The sequence below is a fragment of the Anoxybacillus sp. ST70 genome (assembly GCF_019553625.1).
Classification (GTDB): Bacteria; Bacillota; Bacilli; order Bacillales; family Anoxybacillaceae; genus Anoxybacillus; species Anoxybacillus gonensis.
Window position 1 is genome coordinate 434,722 of sequence record NZ_JAHZOF010000001.1, and the last position, 18,328, is coordinate 453,049.

The window sequence follows — 18,328 nt, forward strand, 5'->3', positions numbered from 1 at the left end:
TCTATTGTAAGTGGGGAATTTTATTCCGGCTATATTGGGGATTTTATCATCGGCTTTAACACCTCACTCCAGATGTTAAAATGTTCATAGGAAATTAACTTACTTTTCGTAGCCTTTTTTAATTGTTTAGCTAATTCGCGGGCATTATCTGTTTGTTGTAAAAACCAACGAGTTCTTTCTTCATAATGCATTTCACTTAAAGTCTTAACTTGTTTTTGTTTGTGCCATAAATAATGTCCTTTAGTAACTCTAGGAGTAAATAAATATTTTATATCAGTACTTCCTTGACAGTATGGACAATTACATTTTAATTCTTTACCTATAGCTGGTTCAAATACATCTTTGAGAGCTTTTTCATTGAAGGATGTCAATAACTGTGGAATATAATATCTCGGCTTGATATTATACCCCTGTGCTTCCTCAATTAAAATTGATTCTTTAAAATCTTCTATAAAACCAATACCTGATGAAATAGACGTTGCTCCAAAACCAAGCAAACCAAGCCCAAAATCATTAACCCTTGATAAAACAATTGGTTTAGCTAGATCTCCTAGCATACTAACTATACGTCCAAATGCATAGTAGTGAGCTTTATTAAAGGAATCAAGTTTGATATCAAACATAAGTATATATCCGTCTGCTTGGGTTCTTGTAAATTTATTTACTAGTCTAATGGTACTTAAATTATCTGTTAAACTTTCTATTTGAATTGATAGGCCAGCATATAAAGGCCTTTTTTCATTAATTTCGTTTAGATATTTTCTACATTCATGAAATATTTTTATATCAATATCGATCCAAGGATCATTTTCGTTTGCATAAAAATGAAAAGGTGCTACTAAAACACTTGGTTTTTGAGCTAATTGCCAATCTAATACTTGCTTTGCTCTTTTTTGATAGATTTCTAAACCATTAAAATCTTCAGGCTTTTCTTTATGATATGGTGATAGAACATAAGGTAAATCTACTAAAGATTTAGTATTACTAAACTTTGAATAGGCAAGCCTATAAACAACTGGATCAATAATGGTAAATTTACCGCTATCCCTAACACTTTCATATACTGCACTGTATTTTGGGAAGAAATTTGCAGGAAATACAATTCCATCTATTCCAAATGTATTGTTATATTCTTCGACCAAAGAACGTTCATTATGTAATAATCTAGGAAGAAATCGTAGAGTTAAGTCTGTAGAGGTAACTTGAATTGTTCTGTTTTCTAAGTTGCGAAGTTCAAAATAAAGTGAATCAATGGTGAAGTTTCTACGGTGAATTTGCTTTTCCAATAGTGTAGCGATAATATTATCCAATTTATTAGGAACTGCAGGATTTAAAGTACTAGCGAACGGAGGTACCTCATTAAGTATTTTATATGGTGCTTCTACTAAACTATGTATTTCAATTGGAATACGTCCTGTGACCATGTGAAATAAGATTGCACCAAAACTATATAAATCAGATCTGTAATCAATATTTTTGCTATCTAGTAATTGTTCTGGAGCCATATATGCATATGTACCCATTGGTACACCCGTTGCAGTTAATGTGCTAGCATCTAATAATTTAACTAATCCGAAATCAAGAATACGTACATCTCCTAAACGTGTTATAAAAATATTATCTGGTTTCAAATCTCTATGAAATAAACCATTATCGTGTATAGCTTTTAATCCTTCTAAAATTTGAAGTCCAATTCTTTGAGCCTGGGCAATTGTTAATCGTTTATTTCTCTCAATAAAGTTGCTTAAAGGTTCTCCCTCTGTATACTCCATGACAAGATAACGGAATTTGTCAAACCCTCTAATGTGAAATCCATCATCAATATATTTAACAACATTAGGATGGTCTACTTTTTTTAATGCTTCAATCTCTCTTTCAATTCTTTTTATGTCATTTTTTGAGCGAATCATTTCATTCTTAAAAAGTTTTAAAGCGTATTTTTTTCCATCTTTATTTACTAAGAATGTAGCTCCAAACGTCCCCTGCCCTAAGGGGGTTATAACCTCATAGTTTCCTATCATATTTTTTTCCATTTAAACAACTCCCCCTAATTACAATTATTTACTATAATTATTATATATAAAAACACAGATTGATAAAATATTACATTTAAGTACAAATTATCAAATTAAATTTGATGACAAACAAAGTGCTGATTAAATTGTTGGGGGGATATAGTTAATGACCAATGCTTTAGTAAGAAAGATTATAGGAGATGTTTTTGAATACGATTATCTTCCGAAAGAGTTCAAAGAGGATGAGCTAGCAAAATACAAAGAAAGAACGAGAAAAAAATTTAGAGAGTTAGCTAAAAGCTGGAATACAGAATTAAATACTGAATGGTTATTTAGGCATTACCTGTCTGTAAAAATGATATTAGCTACCTCGGTTATGTTGACATCTATAGAATTTGCAAAGAGAAAGAACCTAAAAATAGTAGAACCTTATTTGTTATATTATGCTTTACTAACAGCATCGAGAGGACTTATATTTACCATTCCTGATGTAACATGGAATAATGGGGAAATAGTAACCATGACACATAAGAAAATTATTAATGTAGTAAGTGATTTGGTAGGGCAAATAAGCAAAGAGAAAGGAGAGGAATTAAAAAATAAACTTTCTACTGCTAGAGACTATAGAGAACTGTTCTCATATAAGTTTCCTGCCAGTGGAACTGATATTACTAAGGGTGTCCAATTAATCGATTATGAAGAGGCTATTGAATTAGCAGCTTTACTAGCGGAAATTGCCCAATTTAACAGTGAACAGTTAGAGTATTGTATTGAAAGATATTGTGAAAATAAAGTATTCGAAATTAATTGGGATTTTTTTAAACAGAATATAAAGTATAATCTTGGAGAAGTACAACTTATAGATAAAGAAGACTGGTATCGACTAGATTATATTTTTAGAAAACAGAGATATCCTCTCAGTCTGTATTTTACGATGACAGAGGGATTAGTGGAGGACTTTTTTGGATCCTGGTGTCCAGAAGAGGAAACAGAAGATGATGTATACAATCCTGATGAAAATTGGAGAATTATATTTCCTGTTCCATAAAGGCGATAGTTTCATTGAAGAATAAATTAAAAATTAGTGTGGAGAAATGTAAAAATAAACCAACCGCTCATAATTGCTATTATGAGCGGTGGATATATTTATGAAGTGTGTTCAATTGAAAAAGGGCTATCTCATAAAACTGATGAGGTAGCCCTTTTTCGGTGTACCCTTGTGATTACTTTAATTGATAAAACAAAGAAGTAATCTACCCTGCCGCCAAGTAAATTCGGTACATATTATATTATATATTACTAAATGTTGGTAATCCAGAATTAACCATGTTAAAAATAAAATTTTTAGAAAGCATTATTATTTAAAGCGAGAACTTATTATGTCGGCCTGGGATTTTCAGCATTTCCTCACATATTCCCGAAGGTACTTTTTACGAATAATTGTGTTTAAATTATACCTGAGGTACTATTCACCATACTTTAGTAAGGAGTTCAGGTCCAATTAAATAGTCTAAGGATGCTTCGTTCCCTTCCATCATTCATTTATTAAGCTATATTGAGCGATCAATCTATATACTCGTAAAATCGTAGTTTTTTATATCGGTACACGAATGACCAACGAGTTATTCACCAAAGTCTTACATAGGGCCTTAAATAGTAAAAAACAACAGAACGAATCATTCATTGTTCGGATCATGTGAGCCAGTATGCGTCGAATGACTATCAACAGCTCTTACAGGAACATCACCTTCAGGTGAGCATGTCAAAACGTGGGAACTGTTACCACAACACTTGTATGGAGTCGTTTCATAACCTCATCAAAAGAGAGTGCATTTATCTAAATCAATTCCGTACGCGGAAAGAAGCAAGACAAACGATTTTCGAATACATTGAATGCTTTTATAACCGAAAAAAGGAGCTACTCATCCTAGCTATGTATCACCATGTGAATCTGAACCTACATACTACACTAATCAGAGAAAAGTAGCTGCCTAAGTTCAACTATTTCTCTCTGTTTAACCTGTCCATTTTCCTAACACAATACCAATGGTTCCTCAAAAACAAAAATTTAATTTTTATATTGTATTCAAACTTACATATAAAATAATAATATCCATCTCAAAACAATTTTGGTAATTCTGTTCCTGGTGCATACTTCTTTTTTTCTCTATAAATTTTATAATTTTCAGTTAGTTGTAAACCTTTTTTTCTTAACTCTTCCAACTCAAGCTCATATTCTCTTAAATCCTCTATATTCAACCTTAGTCTTATAATTGTCCCCCTTAAAAATGTAAAATTTTCAACTTCATTTGTTTTACACTTTTTAATTAAATCTTTATTAGAAGCAATAATAAAATCCCCATTTTCCTTACCTATTTCGCTAATCATATATAACCCAAATCCCGAATTCTCGGCATCATCAATATAATGAGTAGTTGGTTTACTACTACATCCTGGGATTAAAGAAAATCTCAACGCATTATTAATATCGTCTTCATCCAATTCTTTTTTTAATGACTCGTGTATTCCAATTCCCTCGTCCATAATTGCTATTTCAACACAATTTATAGATGACCAATATTGCGCACAATACCAAAAATACTTAGACTCACTATGCTCAACTATATTCCTTAATAGTTCTATTAAACAAAATTTTATATATTTAAAAAGTTTCTCTTTTCCCCGTGATGCCACTATGGCTATCCTTTCGGCAATCTTTTTTATTTCATTGTATTCATCTAGAGATTGCTTAATTGTTTTTACAGGATATCTCATAATAGGAATGAAGTTCTTCATTGAACTACCAACATAATCTGTATCAGGAGTTTCACCTATTCCTAAGCCTAAACTACTATAAAAACGAAGCGTTTTTGCATATGTATTAACTATACGATGTTCTTTTATATATCTAATACTATAATTTATATCGTTTTTTAAACAATGAGCAAAAAAATGCCTTAGTGAGTTAATAACTAATAATGAAGCAAAAGGTTCGATACGCCCATTATTTTTTGAAAAATTTGTAATATCAATCATTACACTCTTATTACTCGTTAAATTAAATTTGCGAAGTTTCTGTGAAAACTCTATAGCCGTATTTTCATTTAGGTCTATTGGAAGAAAAATCTCATTACTCATGTCCACTCTTTCCTTTGACATAAAAAATTTAAAACAGTGTGTGTTCGTTTATCTTAACTTTTTAATGAGCAACTTGACTCCTCTCTAGATTTTTATATATTTATATACTTTGGATTGATTCTAAACTTCTCATTGGGATATTTCTTTAACCAATAATAATTATCACAGTTACGATTATTGTTAGCGATAGATTTAAATTCCTCCCTAAGTCTTGGATTGTCAAAAATAAAATAATCCCTTCTTTTTGACTACTTTGCATACTTAGTACAGAAAATCCATATATAGAATAATTATTTATTCCCCTGTTCCCCTAGGTATAATCTGAGGCATTTGTGATATTCTTAGTTTCACTTGTAAATATATACCTTTTTTCCATCTCCATAACTAAACTTACAAACAAAATATCAGCGTTAACTCTATTTTTAATATTTGTTATGCTCAAGATGTTTGAATCTACTTTAGACCAATCCACATATTATATCCTCCTCTTTTAAAAAGAAAAGTCTATTTCAAATATTTCTAATCCAAGAAATTTCCAACAGGATTCAACAATCTCAGATAAAAGTTTATCAATTGTGTTGAGTAGGTTTTCTGTATTATCAAATCTTAAAAATATTTTATTTTTGCTCAAAGAGATATTTAACTTATTGAGTTCATTTGTTAAAAAATTATTTTCATCAGGAACTACATCACCAACATGTACGAGGTGATTTCTGATTTTGTTCCAGCTACAAATTTTATTATAATAAATCCCATTCTTAACATTTGCTAAATCAACACCACACGCTTTTTCCAAATATTTGATATATTTAAAAATTCCCCTGTCACGTTTACACACTACTTCTATATTCTCTTCACACTTTATATAATGCCTAAATACTTTAGTAAACTTAAGAAGTGTATCCTCAAATAAACTATATGAAGATATTACCAAACCTTTGTTAGCGATGTGTGTTTCTAATTCTAAATCTTCATACTTTAGCAAAAATGAATTTAACCTTTGAGAAGCAAGGTACCGCAAATATTCAGCATCTTCATCTGTGTTTTCTAACTTATCATTTTTTGTTTGTCTAAGTATTTCTCTAAATTTATCATGTTCTATTTCTACTCTATAAACTTCATCTGCAATTTTCTTTTCTATCCTTTTCATGACTCTTGCTAATGCCAGAATGTTATGATAAAAATCAGTGAACATTATTCTTATTTGTCTATAAAAGTGGCTATCAATATTATCTTCACATATTTGAGCAGTCGCCATGTAGTACGCACTTCTCAGTACTAATTCTCCCATAACTTTGTCCCCACTTTAAAATTACCCTTATAATTTTTTATCCATTTTTTTACAAAATAAATATGTTAGTAATACCTTTAAAATGGTAATTTATAAATGAGTGATATTATCCTTACAGCTTTCCTCCTAATTGGTGTCACACACTCAACTTATTTCTACAAATAAAAAATCCTTCCTCGGTATAAAGAAAGCTGGTAAATCTGTATTTAACTAACCTGCCCTATTAACCAACTATGAAGCATGCTTTACCACAGATAACGTAAGTTAGTTCATTCTTCCATGGTAGACAACCATACCACATAGTTGAGGCACCATCATCAGTATGAAAATATTAATTTTTAGGATAGACATTCATGCCGTGCTACGACACGAGCAAATGACGAAAATACTAATTTTCGGGTTAGTTAAACAAGAAAGTTAACAACATTCTTTAATGGAGAATTTAATAAAACACCGCCCATAATAGGTATTATAAGCGAGTTATTAAAGAACTTTTTAAATCAACTTTGACAAACATCATATACTCTTACTATAGGTACTGCATTAAGTAAGGAATTGGTAGAAGACAAAATTTTAAACTAAAAAGCAAAATTGTTTATTAATAACCAGTCATTTCCCTATCTACCACTTGAATATATGTTTCAATAGGTGAAGGGTCTAGTCCTACCGCAACTAATAATTGAGGGACACCCACTTTTTTTCCCAATATGTCATTACTAAGCTTATATATTCCTGGTGGAGTATCTAAACCAACCTTAAAGTTAATATTTACTTGGATAGGCTGATCATTCTCTCCCTGTCTAAAAGTGATCAAGGATTCTATTCCTTCTTTAGAAACAGTTCGTATTTCTAAGTTTTCCTCATGACCTGAATAAATGTCTTGGTTAAGAGGTTGTTCTCCTGCATATTGAACCACATTAGTTTCATTAATAAAATACAATAACAGGCGTGTTGATTATCCAATAAAATCCAAAGGGTATAGAAAAAAGAGCACCTTTCCTGTAGAATGTGAGTAGCGACACAAACAAACCCAGGAGGTGCTCTCTATGAACAAGCATACCACACTCCCGAATTTGATGCAAAAACTTGTTTCGGATGAAGAGATTCAACTGATTGCCGAAGCGGTTGGGTATCGTGATTCGTCTCGAACCTTTACGTTGCGCGAGTTGATTCACTTCTTCCTGCTGGCCGCCATGCATCAATGGAAAAGCTTTCGCCACGGAGCCGATGTGGGGCCTCTGTATGGATTGCCGCGATTCCATTATTCAACTGTATCCAAGAAAGCGAAAGAAGTTCCCTATGACATCATGAAACGCTTGTTGGCGTTGATCATTTCCAAGTGCAACCGCCAAACCCGCCGTTCGCTTCGGTTTCCCAAACCGCTTCGGGTGGTGGATTCGACGACCGTCACGGTCGGGAAAAACCGCCTGCCATGGGCGCCGTATCACGGCGAACGCGCCGGAGTGAAGCTGCACGTCGCGTATTCGCCGGAATCCTCGTTGCCGGCAGACGTGGTGGAAACCATCGGACTGCGTCATGATGGCCCGGTGGGAGAACAGTTGACGAACGCTCAACAAGTGCTGGTGGAAGACCGGGCGTATTTCAAAATCGAACGCCTCGATCGATTTGTGGAGCAGCATCAGCTCTTTGTCATTCGGATGAAGGACAACATCGAACTTCATCAGAAAAAAAGCTTGAAACGCCTTTCCAGCACATCCTCATCGGTTCAAGCCGACTTCACGTGCCAGTTGGGGACGAAACAATGCCGCTCCACCAAGCGTCACCGGGTGGTGATCTTTCGAGATGCGAATGGCCGCGACATTCGGGTCGTGACGAACCTCTTCCATGCGTCTGCGGAAACCATTGCCGACATGTACCAACAACGTTGGACTGTTGAGGTCTTTTTCCGTTGGGTGAAGCAATATCTGAATGTCCCGACCTTGTTTGGCACGACGGAAAATGCGGTATACAACCAACTGTTTGCGGCGTTCATCGCGTATGTGTTGCTGCGATGGCTGTATGATCAAACCAAAAAAACAGACGAACGTCTCTCTTTCCTTCATTTCGTTCGTTCGCCGTTTTTTCTCTGGGCAGCTTCCTCTCGATTGGAAATCCGGGATGGCCGCTGCTTTGTTTGAGTATGCCCGAATTTATGGAAGGCGTATGTATAATTTTGGATAATCAACACTCGTGATAATAGAAGTCTTTTACCTTCCCGATTAATTCTTTGACTTCATTTGCCCCCTCGATTTCGTAAGACATATTGTGAATTTCATATTCAAACTCGTTGATATCGGAAAGGGTTAGATTTTGTACAGTAACTAAAGGGGGTTTTTCATCTATGATTAAAAGCCTCCGTTCATGCTTATTACCATTTACATCTACCCATTCTTTGTAATTGCTCAAACGGTCTTTATCCATGGCTAGACGGGCATGTGAAACGATAACAATTGGATATTGTTTCTGCTCCCGATATTTTTGAGCAATCGGACATACTTTTTTTCTCTGAGCAACCACGACAAATGCCATATACATACTCCTCGATCCCCTCTTTTTTCTTACATAATTCTGAAGTAAACGCACTTTCCATAACATAAGCAGCTTTTTTAAATTCGCGTCTTGGAATATCTATCCCTGGTCCGTCAAGCCATATCTCGTACTGGCCAATACTTTTCGCTAATTTTTTAGCTGTTTCAATTCTTTCAACTGCAATTACAGCACCCGCCTTGTTAATATCGTGTTTAAGAAGATATTTAAACATGACTTCGATTAATGTACTTTTTCCCCCGCCTGGCGGCAGTGGAACAGAGAGTACCTGCTTTTTAAGAGAAAGAGCGGAATCTAATATATTTTGATAAACCAGTTTTGATTGTTGATCGACTATAATACCCCTTTTTTGCATTTCATTCTCCATTTCTTTTACTATTCCATCTATTAAAATATTTTCAGGAGAATGTAGAGGGATAGATACATCAGCAGTCATACTCTCTAATCGTATATCGCGATACTTCTGTTCGCTTCGTTTTAAGAGTTTTTTATAAACCTCTTTTAATTCCTCAGCGTCTAGTTGCTCCGCCACCCAGTCGATAGGCTTTCCTCTTTCAATAGGACAATGTCCGTTAGCTTGACCTGTTGAACAATGTATAATTAGATTATCTTTGAACATAAAACCAGATGGTGAAGAGTCATCATGTAACGGACATTGAAATGCTAATCGATCACCGTAATCAATGTAGGATAACCCCATTGTATCTAAAAGGTCAACAAAGGCCCGAACAACCTCTTCTTTTTCTTCATCTAAACCTCCAAAATTAACTTCCTTATTTTGGGTATGTATCCTTTTGGCAGGTGGAAAAGCCTTAGAAAGTTCTTCTTGTGTATAAATATTTTCAGGCTCAAATAAAACAATTTCTTCTTCTACGATTTCTTTCCGCCAATATTTATAATTTTTTGTATAAGGTAATCGTAAAGCATTATTAGGAGATACTAACTTTCCATCTCCATTAAAATATTCGATTAATTGTTGTTGGATATTTTTAAAGATTAATATGGATTGGTCTAATTTTTTACGACATGAGCTATCCCATACGGCATTGGTTACTCTATATAGGAGTTTATGTCCCGCCCTCCCTCTGTAAACTAGCGTTGGGCGCAGTGGGGCGGAAAGAATACGTTCATATTGTTTTTCTTTATCTCCTTCATCAATATCGACAAAATGCCATTTAATCTCTTTTATATACTTTGAATCATTTGCGCCATTTGGATAGAAACACAATGACCGCTTTTGTTTTTCAGCAAAATTTAAGTAATAACGAAGGTCAGAATCGAGGTGATTCATATTAATTGAGTAAATACTCTGTGGGTATTTGGTTTTTATTTCTTTATCATCGCTATATGAAAGAATAGGAAAATCATCACTTCCATTACTAAAATATAGAATTACATCCTTCAGACTGTTAAGCGTGTGTTTATTCATTGGTGTACTCCCTCCTAAAAGGGGACATGATCTTATAAAATATTTATAAGAAAATGTCCCTTTTTGTATTTTTATGGCGTTTTCCCCGCCTCATTAGCCTTATACGCGGGGGGAGCGGGGAGTTAAGAGATAAAATAAAAATTTTTAGTATACAGATAGAATGGCTAAAAACTGTTTTTGAATAGATGTACAGTACTGTTAATTCATTAATGTCATTTTTCCTTAAGGATAGGATTTTTTAATTCACACCACCCTTCATAAAAATTTTCCCGTAGACAAAATCAGCCCCCCGCCCTTGTGCTTGACAAAAGCCCACTTTATAGGTACTGGGGGGGGTTTTAAGATAAATCATGGATATAAAATTTTTAAAAATATAATGTGACCTAAACAGATAAATGATAGAGATTACCTTTTCAGTCTGCTATAATATGTAATTTTTTAATTTTAAAGTGGGTTCAAAACTGTAGCTATGAGTATAAGGAAGAGGATTATTAAAAGTCATAAAGAAAGGGAGGAGAAATAAATCGCTAAAAATTAGCGGATAGCTTATCGCTATTGTCATTCATAAGAACGAAAAAATTTATTCCATAACAATAAGTTGTTTAGCAATATGTACATAAATTTATTTTGAGTTCCTCTTAACTAGCTCCCTCCGCAGGCGTATATGGCTATTGAGCTGCAATTCTAAAATGTGGGGGGTTTTATTGAATGTTTACAATTGTTTATAAGCATTTTATTTGCTACATTATGGTTAAGAAAGCTTGTCATGTTGCCTTTAGAGGACATCTGTTTAAAGGGGGATGTCTTCTATGGGTTATGTAAAAAGAGACGAAGAGAGAAATACATGGTATTTTGTTGCAGAGCTAGGTCCTGATCCAGTTACAGGTAAACGAAGAAGAACGAAAAGGTGCGGGTTTAAATCAAAGAAGGATGCTGAAAAGGCACTTGCTTTAATTGAGGCGGAGATATTCAAAGGCACGTATTTTAAGCCATCGAATACTCCATTTAAAGACCATCTTTACGAATGGTTTAAAGTGAAAAAGAACGTTATTGGCATCCAAACAGCACAAGTTTATGAAAACTACATGAACAATCGAATCATTCCAGTGTTAGGACACGTTCAACTGTCACAGCTAACACCTATGTTGCTGCAAAATTATGTGAGTAATTTAAAAGAAGAAGGTCTTGCGAGTGCAACGATCAAAAAAATTTACAATATCATAAAAGGCTCGCTTGATTATGCTGTGAACATGGAGCTTTTACCTTCTAATCCCGCCAAAAAGATCCAGCTACCAAAGGATAAAAAGAAAGAAATGAAGGTATGGGATATCGATGAAATTAGAGCTTTTCTTAAAATAGCTAGCAAAGATCGACTATATCCTGCTTTTCATTTGGCGATCACGACTGGAATGCGGCGGGGTGAGATACTAGGACTGCGCTGGAAAGATGTTGACCTTGATAAAGGCATATTATATGTTCGTCAAACCTTGAGTAAAGATGGAAAGAGATTTTTGAGCGGAGCTAAAACAGAATCAAGTGTCCGTAGTATTAAACTCTCAAATGAAACCATTGCTGTTTTAAGGAAACATAAGGCTAGAGTAGCTAGAGAGAAGCTACAACTCGGGCCTGATTATGTGGATTATGACCTTGTCGTTTGCACGTTAAAAGGTACACCTGTAAACCCTGAGAATTTGAAAAGGACTTACGAAAGGTTGATTGAAAAAGCGGACGTTCCAAAGATTCGCTTCCATGACCTGCGCCACACTCACGCTACGATGCTCCTTGCTCAGGGTGTACACGCAAAGGTAATATCAGAACGCCTAGGTCATAGCAATATCAAAACAACTTTAGACATTTATTCTCATGTATTACCTAATATGCAGGAAGAGGCCGCTAATCAAATCGATGCCCTGCTATCGAAATCAAACTAAAAATACTTCGGCACCGAAACGGCACCAATCATAATTTGAACGCTGTTTTGAGTGCCTTCCTATAAAATACAAAAAGCTTGAAACCCTTGATACACAAGGACTTCAAGCTTATCTTAGAGATGATTCCGACTGGGCTCGAACCAGCGACCTCCACCCTGTCAAGGTGGCGCTCTCCCAGCTGAGCTACGGAATCGTATGTTGTTGTCCTATCGAACACATTTTTCATTATACTTACCTTCTCTCACATTGTCAAATACTTTTTTAAAAAATTTTTTAGCCATTGCCTCGGCAATGGCTAATGGCGGATAAAGTCGATGTGAGTGCCTTGGAAAAAGCCGTCTTTATATTCGTATGTGATGATTAAACTGCCGATGTATTCCCCTTTTTTTCGTTCGAGAAGTAATACGGCTTTCAGCTTTTGTTTATCGAGCGCGTATTTTAAAAAGCGGTCGAATGTCGTTTTTCCCCCTTTTTGCCCTTCGTGCGCGTACGGAATGAACGCGCGAACGTGATCAATGATGATCTCTGTTCCTTCGTCTGTCTCTTTCATTTTCATGCTTTTTAAAACGACGGTGCGCGGATCTTCGACGATCATTTCTTCTATGCCGTTTTCGTGATGGGCAAATACGTGCACTTCATTTTTATACGTGCCGTTGCCGCGTGCTTTCACGAGAAAAACGACGACATCTTCCTTTCCATCGTCCATCACATCAACAGAATACAATTGCGGAGTTGCTTTCGGGTCATTGATATGTTCCCATTCTGGAAAAGCATACGTCGCTTTTCCGACGTGAAGCGTAAAATGACGCACCCAATCCCCATCTTCTTTGCCGCATAGTTGCACGTTTGCTTCCTCTAATTTTTTCGTACAAGCATGTCCATTGAACGAAAGCGCTGTCATAACCGATAATAACAATGATAAAAACATACGTATCCTCCATACTTTTTTCACTTATTATGAAAGAAAAACAGAAAAAATATGTATTGCCTTTCTTAAATAAGACATGGTATGATAATTAGAAAAACAAAAAAGGGGGCATGCACAATGAGACGTGTCACATTAACTGACATCTTCCTTCACCCCATCACTCAAAAATATGTAAAACGTTCAGGCGTCGCACACGCCATCGCTACCGCATATCATGCGTATCGCCTTGCCCTGCAATATGGAGTAAATGTCGATTTAGCGACAAAAGCGGCACTGCTTCATGATATTGGGCATTATGAATGGTACTCAAACGGAACGTGGGACTATGAAACATATAAACAAAACGACATTCATGCGATTAAAGGGGCGGAGCGAGCGCACAAATTGCTTATTCGACTCGGTGAACATCCTCAACATGCCAAAGAAATCGCCCTCGCCATTTTGCTTCATACCGATTCGTATCTTCCAGAAGGAGAGCTAAAACGAAAACCGCTTCAGACGATCGTTAAACTTGCCGATGAAGCAGATGAAGAACCAGGTGGCAAACATCACTATCGCCAAATCGATGACGAACTCGCTTTGAAAAAAATTCAACAACTCGATCGCATGGTCGAGCAACAACTACAACGCGATGCCCTCGACCAAATTAGCTAAGGCTAGGCATATGCCTAGCCTATACATATGATAACGCCTGTTCAAAGTCCGCAATTAAATCATCGATCGCCTCGAGTCCGACGCTTATGCGCAACAACCCGTCCGTAATGCCGCGACGAAGGCGTTCTGCTTTCGGCATCGCCGCATGCGACATTTTTGCCGGATAAGATAAAATCGACTCTACCGCTCCTAAACTAACCGCAAATACCGGAATGTGCGCATATTTCACAAACGTCCGCACCGCTTGTTCATTTTCCAATTCAAACGACAACACCGCCCCAAACCCACGCGCTTGATCGCGATGAATGACGTGCCCTTCGTGATGCGAAAGCCCCGGATAATATACGTGCGCCACTTTCGGATGACGATGTAAAAACTGCGCGAGCTGCATCGCTGAACGGGAAGCATAATCAAGCCGAACGTGAAGCGTTTTTAGCCCGCGCAGCACAAGCCACGCATCTTGCACGCCGAGCACCGCACCGAACGCATACTGCAACTTCCGAAGCTCTTTGGCTAGTCGCTCATCTTTCACAACCGCAAGTCCAGCGACGACATCGCTATGGCCGGCTAAAAATTTCGTCGCGCTATGGAGCACGACATCGACGCCGAGATCGAGCGGACGCTGCAATAAAGGTGTCGCGAACGTATTATCTAAAAACGTCAAACAACCGTGGGCTTTCGCAAGCTTCACAACCCCGCGAATGTCCGTAATTTTCAGCAGCGGATTTGACGGCGTTTCCATATAAATCACTTTCGTATTCGGACGAATATGGCGCGCTACGGCATCTAAATCGGTCATATCGACAAACGTATATTCAATGCCAAATCGGCTTAATACATCCGCGATGATGCGATACGTTCCGCCATATACGTCATCTGTAATTAACACATGATCCCCTTTTGACAACAACAAAAACGCCGTTGAAATCGCCGCCATGCCTGATGCGAACGCAAAGCCGCTCACTCCTCCTTCAAGCTCCGCGATCGTTTCTTCAAGCGCCTCGCGCGTTGGATTGCCTGTGCGGCTATAATCATATTTTCCAAACGTATCAAAATCAAACTGATGAAACGTCGACGCATGATGAATCGGGACGCTGACTGCCCCTGTTTGTGCATCCACTCGCCATTTATTGTGAAGCAATTGCGTTTGCCACTCCATTTGTTACACCTCTTTCATGCGTTGAAACGCTTGTGTTAAATCGGCAATTAAATCGTCATGGTGTTCAATGCCGACAGAAAAACGTAACAGTCGATTACATACGCCATTGGCAATGCGAACATCCTCTGGAATATCCATATGCGTTTGCGTCGCTGGATACGTAATAAAACTTTCGACACCGCCTAAACTTTCTGCAAACGTAATGAGCGTTAAACTGCGCAAAAACGGATTGACCCACTTTTCATCGCGCACGCGAAACGACAACATGCCTCCTCTTCCCGGATATAACACATCGGTGACGTCTTCGTGTTCACGTAAAAATTCGTAAATGGCTTTCGCATTTTGTTCGTGCTGACGCATGCGAAGAGCGAGCGTCTTCATGCCGCGAATTAACAGCCATGAGTCAAACGGAGACAGCACCGCTCCGATCGCGTTATGATACATCGCCAATTGCTCGCACAGCGCTTTTCCTTTTGCGACAATGAGCCCCGCAAGCACATCGTTATGCCCGCCTAAATATTTCGTCGCGCTATGAATGACGATATCTGCCCCTTTCGTGAGCGGCTTTTGTAACACAGGTGTGTAAAACGTATTATCGACAATAAGAAGCAGCTCATATTGTTTCGCAAACGCCGCAACCGCTTCGATATCCGCTTCTTGCATGAGCGGATTTGTCGGCGTTTCTAAAAAAATCGCTTTCGTTTTGTCCGTCACCTGTCCCTTTACCGCATCTACATCGCGAAAATCGACGTATGTAAACGACAGCCCGTATTTCTTCCACCCTTTTTCAAACAACCGATACGTCCCGCCATATAAATCGGCCGAAACGAGAAAATGATCGCCGCTTTCAAAAAGCGCAAACACCGTTTGAATCGCCGCCATGCCTGAACTACATGCAAACCCTTGATCCCCTTCCTCTAATTGCGCAATCGCCTCCTCGACGATATGTCTCGTCGGGTTTCCTGTCCGAATGTAATCGTACCCCGTCGACTGTCCGATCCCTTCATGACGATAAGCTGTTGAAAAATATACAGGTGGATTGACCGTTCCTGTCGTCGTCTCGCTTCGATTACCGATTTGCGCTAATACTGTTTCCACATGACTCATTCGCCCTCTCCCTTTCTCAAAAAAATAAAAGCCTTCTAAGAAGAAGGCTTTCTGTCCATAGACAAACGCTTCTTCTTATCTTCCGAATTGAACACCAATCCGCTGGATTTAGCACCTGACCACTTTCGGCTGGTTGCTGAAGGTTCATCGGGCCAGTCCCTCCCCTTCTCTTGATAAGAATGCACACGCATATTGAATTTTCTGATTTTTAACTAATGTACATGATTTTCAAAAAAAATGCAACTTTTTTCTTCACTAAAAGTTGCGCTTGATTTTTTCGCAACATGTCTCCCTCCCGCTTGTAAGGAAAAATCAGTGAATCAATGATTTTTGCAAATCCTTGTCTAGGGGAGCATATCGCTTGTCAAGCACATGTTGTGATGATGCACCCCTTTTTTATATAAAAAATAACAGATAAGTCTTATCTGATATAACGGAACGCATACTCATTCTTTAGCGAAAAAACAACATGTCTGAAACGATACACAAGGCAAAAGTAATAGAAATTTAGCCCAAATCTCCTTATATAGGAATATGACAAACCTTACTTTTTACAATAATGTGAATGATATCGAATTTCGGACTATAATCATGTAAAATATATCTTAAAATTATAATTACTAGGAGGTATTCCAATTAAAAAAATTCTTACTCTTACAATATTTCCGACTAATATTTTTGTATTCGGATTTTACGAGACTTTTCATATGAATGATTTTTATTATTTGATTGAAAACTAATTACTAAGGACGGAGAGCAATGGGATACTTTTCACTTGTAGCTATTATTATTTTTGCATTTTCACTATTTTTTCTTTTGAAATGTGCTTACCAGCTAAAAAAAAATAGCGATATACAAATTAAACAAAACGAACACATTATCCAATTACTAATAGAACAAAATCATAAAAAGAGATAATATCAATACTTCAAATTCTGCATTCAAATCATTACAGTTTCCTATGAACAAAATACACAGATCCAATAGAACCGACAACACTGTGTCAATAGCTTCTCGGTTTTGAAGTTGAGTACTCAAGGCAATTTTTGATGCACTTCACATTTTTTGTAGTTTGGCAGTGAAAAAGGGGACAAAAATTGTCCCCTATTTTCTTGCTGCAAGAGCATCGGCTTTTGTCGGATGGACGGTGCCGGCTGGATGTTGTGGCGGCGCATAAATGGAGTACAGCTTAAGCGGAACGTTCCCTATGTTGATCACATTATGCCACGTTCCTGCAGGCACAAAAATGGCAGAGCCATCCGTCACGCGTCTTTCAAACGTCAATTCGTTTTTCTTTTTGCCCATCCGCACAATCCCTTCTCCTTGTTCAATACGTAAAAATTGATCAACACCCCGATGCATTTCTAAACCGATATCCTCTCCGACACGAAGGCTCATCAATGTCACTTGCAAATGAGGTCCGGTCCATAACGTCGTACGGAACATGTTGTTTCGTTTCGTCGCTTCTTCTATTTGTACGACAAACGGGTTTGGTCCGTAATCTTTCGTATGTTCGCGCGGAAACGGATAAGGCATGATCGGATATGGATATACAGGCATATACACAACATTCGGATAGTAATACATGTTCTCACCTCTTTTTTTCATATTCATCGCCATGTTATGCACAACTGCCCGACTATGCGCCTCACATGCAAAAATCGACAAATAGAACGGATATATGTTAAGGTATGGAAAAAGGAGGCATGCCGATGTGGAACGAATTTAAGAAATTTGCTGTGCGGGGCAACGTCATCGACTTAGCTGTTGGGGTCATCATTGGTGGAGCATTTGGAAAAATCGTTTCTTCCCTCGTGAATGACATCATTATGCCACTTGTTGGTCTCATTTTAGGTGGCGTCGATTTTAGCGGATTATCTTGGAAAGTCGGTGAAGCAGAAGTCAAATACGGAGCTTTTATTCAAACCGTCGTTGACTTTTTCCTGATCGCTTTTTCGATTTTTCTATTTATTAAGCTGTTAAACAACGTACACGAACGAATCAAAAAACAAGAAGAAACGAAACAAACCGCACCAACGATCACAAAAGAACAACAACTGCTCACAGAAATTCGCGATTTATTAAAACAACAAAAAGAAACAACATAGCCCCCAGAGCTTTTTGGGGGC

General features: G+C 37.3%; 15 protein-coding genes, 1 tRNA gene, 1 pseudogene and 1 riboswitch. Of the genes and pseudogenes, 6 read left to right on the forward strand and 11 right to left on the reverse strand.

Features of this window, described 5'->3' with window-relative positions; genetic code table 11:
• Positions 1–29 precede the first annotated feature (29 nt).
• On the reverse strand, positions 30–2,033 hold the full coding sequence (locus K1I43_RS02255) for a serine/threonine protein kinase (protein WP_136260449.1): 2,004 nt from the start codon (positions 2,031–2,033) through the stop codon (positions 30–32).
• Positions 2,034–2,181: 148 nt separating this feature from the next.
• On the opposite strand from K1I43_RS02255, the gene K1I43_RS02260 reads away from it, so the two are divergent.
• Both K1I43_RS02260 and K1I43_RS15845 read left to right on the forward strand, forming a co-directional pair.
• Positions 2,182–3,063 (forward strand): hypothetical protein, encoded by an 882-nt coding sequence (locus K1I43_RS02260; protein WP_019417174.1) that lies wholly within the window; start codon positions 2,182–2,184, stop codon positions 3,061–3,063.
• 711 nt (positions 3,064–3,774) lie between these two features.
• Positions 3,775–4,002 carry an IS3 family transposase gene (locus K1I43_RS15845; protein ID WP_157966494.1) on the forward strand — a complete coding sequence of 76 codons (228 nt, stop codon included), beginning with the start codon at positions 3,775–3,777 and terminating at the stop codon, positions 4,000–4,002.
• Positions 4,003–4,133: 131 nt separating this feature from the next.
• Here the strand turns inward: K1I43_RS15845 and K1I43_RS02270 are convergent, their stop codons facing one another.
• From K1I43_RS02270 to K1I43_RS02285, 4 genes are all read right to left on the reverse strand, one after another.
• Positions 4,134–5,153 carry a sensor histidine kinase gene (locus K1I43_RS02270; protein ID WP_019417173.1) on the reverse strand — a complete coding sequence of 340 codons (1,020 nt, stop codon included), beginning with the start codon at positions 5,151–5,153 and terminating at the stop codon, positions 4,134–4,136.
• Positions 5,154–5,463: 310 nt separating this feature from the next.
• Positions 5,464–5,625, reverse strand: coding sequence for a hypothetical protein (locus K1I43_RS02275; RefSeq protein ID WP_019417172.1), 162 nt, complete (start codon positions 5,623–5,625; stop codon positions 5,464–5,466).
• Between the two features lie 18 nt (positions 5,626–5,643).
• Positions 5,644–6,444, reverse strand: a complete 801-nt coding sequence (locus K1I43_RS02280; RefSeq protein ID WP_019417171.1) for a hypothetical protein — start codon at positions 6,442–6,444, stop codon at positions 5,644–5,646.
• Positions 6,445–7,042: 598 nt separating this feature from the next.
• Complete coding sequence (locus K1I43_RS02285) at positions 7,043–7,360, reverse strand: hypothetical protein (protein WP_019417170.1); 318 nt, start codon at positions 7,358–7,360, stop codon at positions 7,043–7,045.
• Between the two features lie 130 nt (positions 7,361–7,490).
• Between K1I43_RS02285 and K1I43_RS02290 the strand changes: the two are divergent.
• Positions 7,491–8,625: pseudogene (locus K1I43_RS02290) on the forward strand (IS4-like element IS5377 family transposase).
• Between the two features lie 232 nt (positions 8,626–8,857).
• Here the strand turns inward: K1I43_RS02290 and K1I43_RS02295 are convergent.
• Entirely contained in the window at positions 8,858–10,420 is a 1,563-nt protein-coding gene (locus K1I43_RS02295; protein WP_019417659.1) for a hypothetical protein, read from the reverse strand.
• Between the two features lie 809 nt (positions 10,421–11,229).
• On the opposite strand from K1I43_RS02295, the gene K1I43_RS02300 reads away from it, so the two are divergent.
• Entirely contained in the window at positions 11,230–12,351 is a 1,122-nt protein-coding gene (locus K1I43_RS02300; RefSeq protein ID WP_136260448.1) for a site-specific integrase, read from the forward strand.
• A gap of 120 nt (positions 12,352–12,471) precedes the next feature.
• Here the strand turns inward: K1I43_RS02300 and K1I43_RS02305 are convergent.
• Together K1I43_RS02305 and K1I43_RS02310 are read right to left on the reverse strand one after the other, a co-directional pair.
• Positions 12,472–12,544 (reverse strand) — tRNA-Val (locus K1I43_RS02305).
• Between the two features lie 102 nt (positions 12,545–12,646).
• Positions 12,647–13,279, reverse strand: a complete 633-nt coding sequence (locus K1I43_RS02310) for a hypothetical protein (RefSeq protein WP_220382601.1) — start codon at positions 13,277–13,279, stop codon at positions 12,647–12,649.
• Positions 13,280–13,396: 117 nt separating this feature from the next.
• Here K1I43_RS02310 and K1I43_RS02315 point away from each other — a divergent pair, with 117 nt between their 5' ends.
• On the forward strand, positions 13,397–13,933 hold the full coding sequence (locus tag K1I43_RS02315; RefSeq protein ID WP_075039675.1) for an HD domain-containing protein: 537 nt from the start codon (positions 13,397–13,399) through the stop codon (positions 13,931–13,933).
• A gap of 19 nt (positions 13,934–13,952) precedes the next feature.
• Here K1I43_RS02315 and metC read toward each other — a convergent pair whose 3' ends face one another.
• The 3 genes from metC to K1I43_RS02330 all read right to left on the reverse strand — a co-directional run bounded on the left by metC (position 13,953) and on the right by K1I43_RS02330 (position 17,786).
• On the reverse strand, positions 13,953–15,092 hold the full coding sequence (metC, locus tag K1I43_RS02320; protein WP_019417663.1) for a cystathionine beta-lyase: 1,140 nt from the start codon (positions 15,090–15,092) through the stop codon (positions 13,953–13,955).
• Positions 15,093–15,095: 3 nt separating this feature from the next.
• The gene (locus K1I43_RS02325; protein ID WP_136260446.1) at positions 15,096–16,199 is read right to left on the reverse strand and encodes a methionine biosynthesis PLP-dependent protein; all 1,104 of its coding nucleotides are present in this window, start codon (positions 16,197–16,199) and stop codon (positions 15,096–15,098) included.
• A gap of 72 nt (positions 16,200–16,271) precedes the next feature.
• Positions 16,272–16,379, reverse strand: a riboswitch (SAM riboswitch).
• A gap of 924 nt (positions 16,380–17,303) precedes the next feature.
• Positions 17,304–17,786, reverse strand: a complete 483-nt coding sequence (locus K1I43_RS02330) for a cupin domain-containing protein (RefSeq protein ID WP_019417664.1) — start codon at positions 17,784–17,786, stop codon at positions 17,304–17,306.
• Between the two features lie 125 nt (positions 17,787–17,911).
• On the opposite strand from K1I43_RS02330, the gene mscL reads away from it, so the two are divergent.
• The gene (mscL, locus tag K1I43_RS02335; protein ID WP_009362741.1) at positions 17,912–18,307 is read left to right on the forward strand and encodes a large conductance mechanosensitive channel protein MscL; all 396 of its coding nucleotides are present in this window, start codon (positions 17,912–17,914) and stop codon (positions 18,305–18,307) included.
• The last annotated feature ends 21 nt before the right edge of the window (positions 18,308–18,328 follow it).

Bases quoted from the DNA above. Each gene is read 5' to 3' on its own strand.
- K1I43_RS02255 (WP_136260449.1), bottom strand. From the start codon at position 2,033: ATGGAAAAAAATATGATAGGAAACTATGAGGTTATAACCCCCTTAGGG.
- K1I43_RS02260 (WP_019417174.1), top strand. From the start codon at position 2,182: ATGACCAATGCTTTAGTAAGAAAGATTATAGGAGATGTTTTTGAATAC.
- K1I43_RS15845 (WP_157966494.1), top strand. From the start codon at position 3,775: ATGTCAAAACGTGGGAACTGTTACCACAACACTTGTATGGAGTCGTTT.
- K1I43_RS02270 (WP_019417173.1), bottom strand. From the start codon at position 5,153: ATGAGTAATGAGATTTTTCTTCCAATAGACCTAAATGAAAATACGGCT.
- K1I43_RS02280 (WP_019417171.1), bottom strand. From the start codon at position 6,444: ATGGGAGAATTAGTACTGAGAAGTGCGTACTACATGGCGACTGCTCAA.
- K1I43_RS02295 (WP_019417659.1), bottom strand. From the start codon at position 10,420: ATGAATAAACACACGCTTAACAGTCTGAAGGATGTAATTCTATATTTT.
- K1I43_RS02300 (WP_136260448.1), top strand. From the start codon at position 11,230: ATGGGTTATGTAAAAAGAGACGAAGAGAGAAATACATGGTATTTTGTT.
- K1I43_RS02310 (WP_220382601.1), bottom strand. From the start codon at position 13,279: ATGTTTTTATCATTGTTATTATCGGTTATGACAGCGCTTTCGTTCAAT.
- K1I43_RS02315 (WP_075039675.1), top strand. From the start codon at position 13,397: ATGAGACGTGTCACATTAACTGACATCTTCCTTCACCCCATCACTCAA.
- metC (WP_019417663.1), bottom strand. From the start codon at position 15,092: ATGGAGTGGCAAACGCAATTGCTTCACAATAAATGGCGAGTGGATGCA.
- K1I43_RS02325 (WP_136260446.1), bottom strand. From the start codon at position 16,199: ATGAGTCATGTGGAAACAGTATTAGCGCAAATCGGTAATCGAAGCGAG.
- K1I43_RS02330 (WP_019417664.1), bottom strand. From the start codon at position 17,786: ATGTATTACTATCCGAATGTTGTGTATATGCCTGTATATCCATATCCG.
- mscL (WP_009362741.1), top strand. From the start codon at position 17,912: ATGTGGAACGAATTTAAGAAATTTGCTGTGCGGGGCAACGTCATCGAC.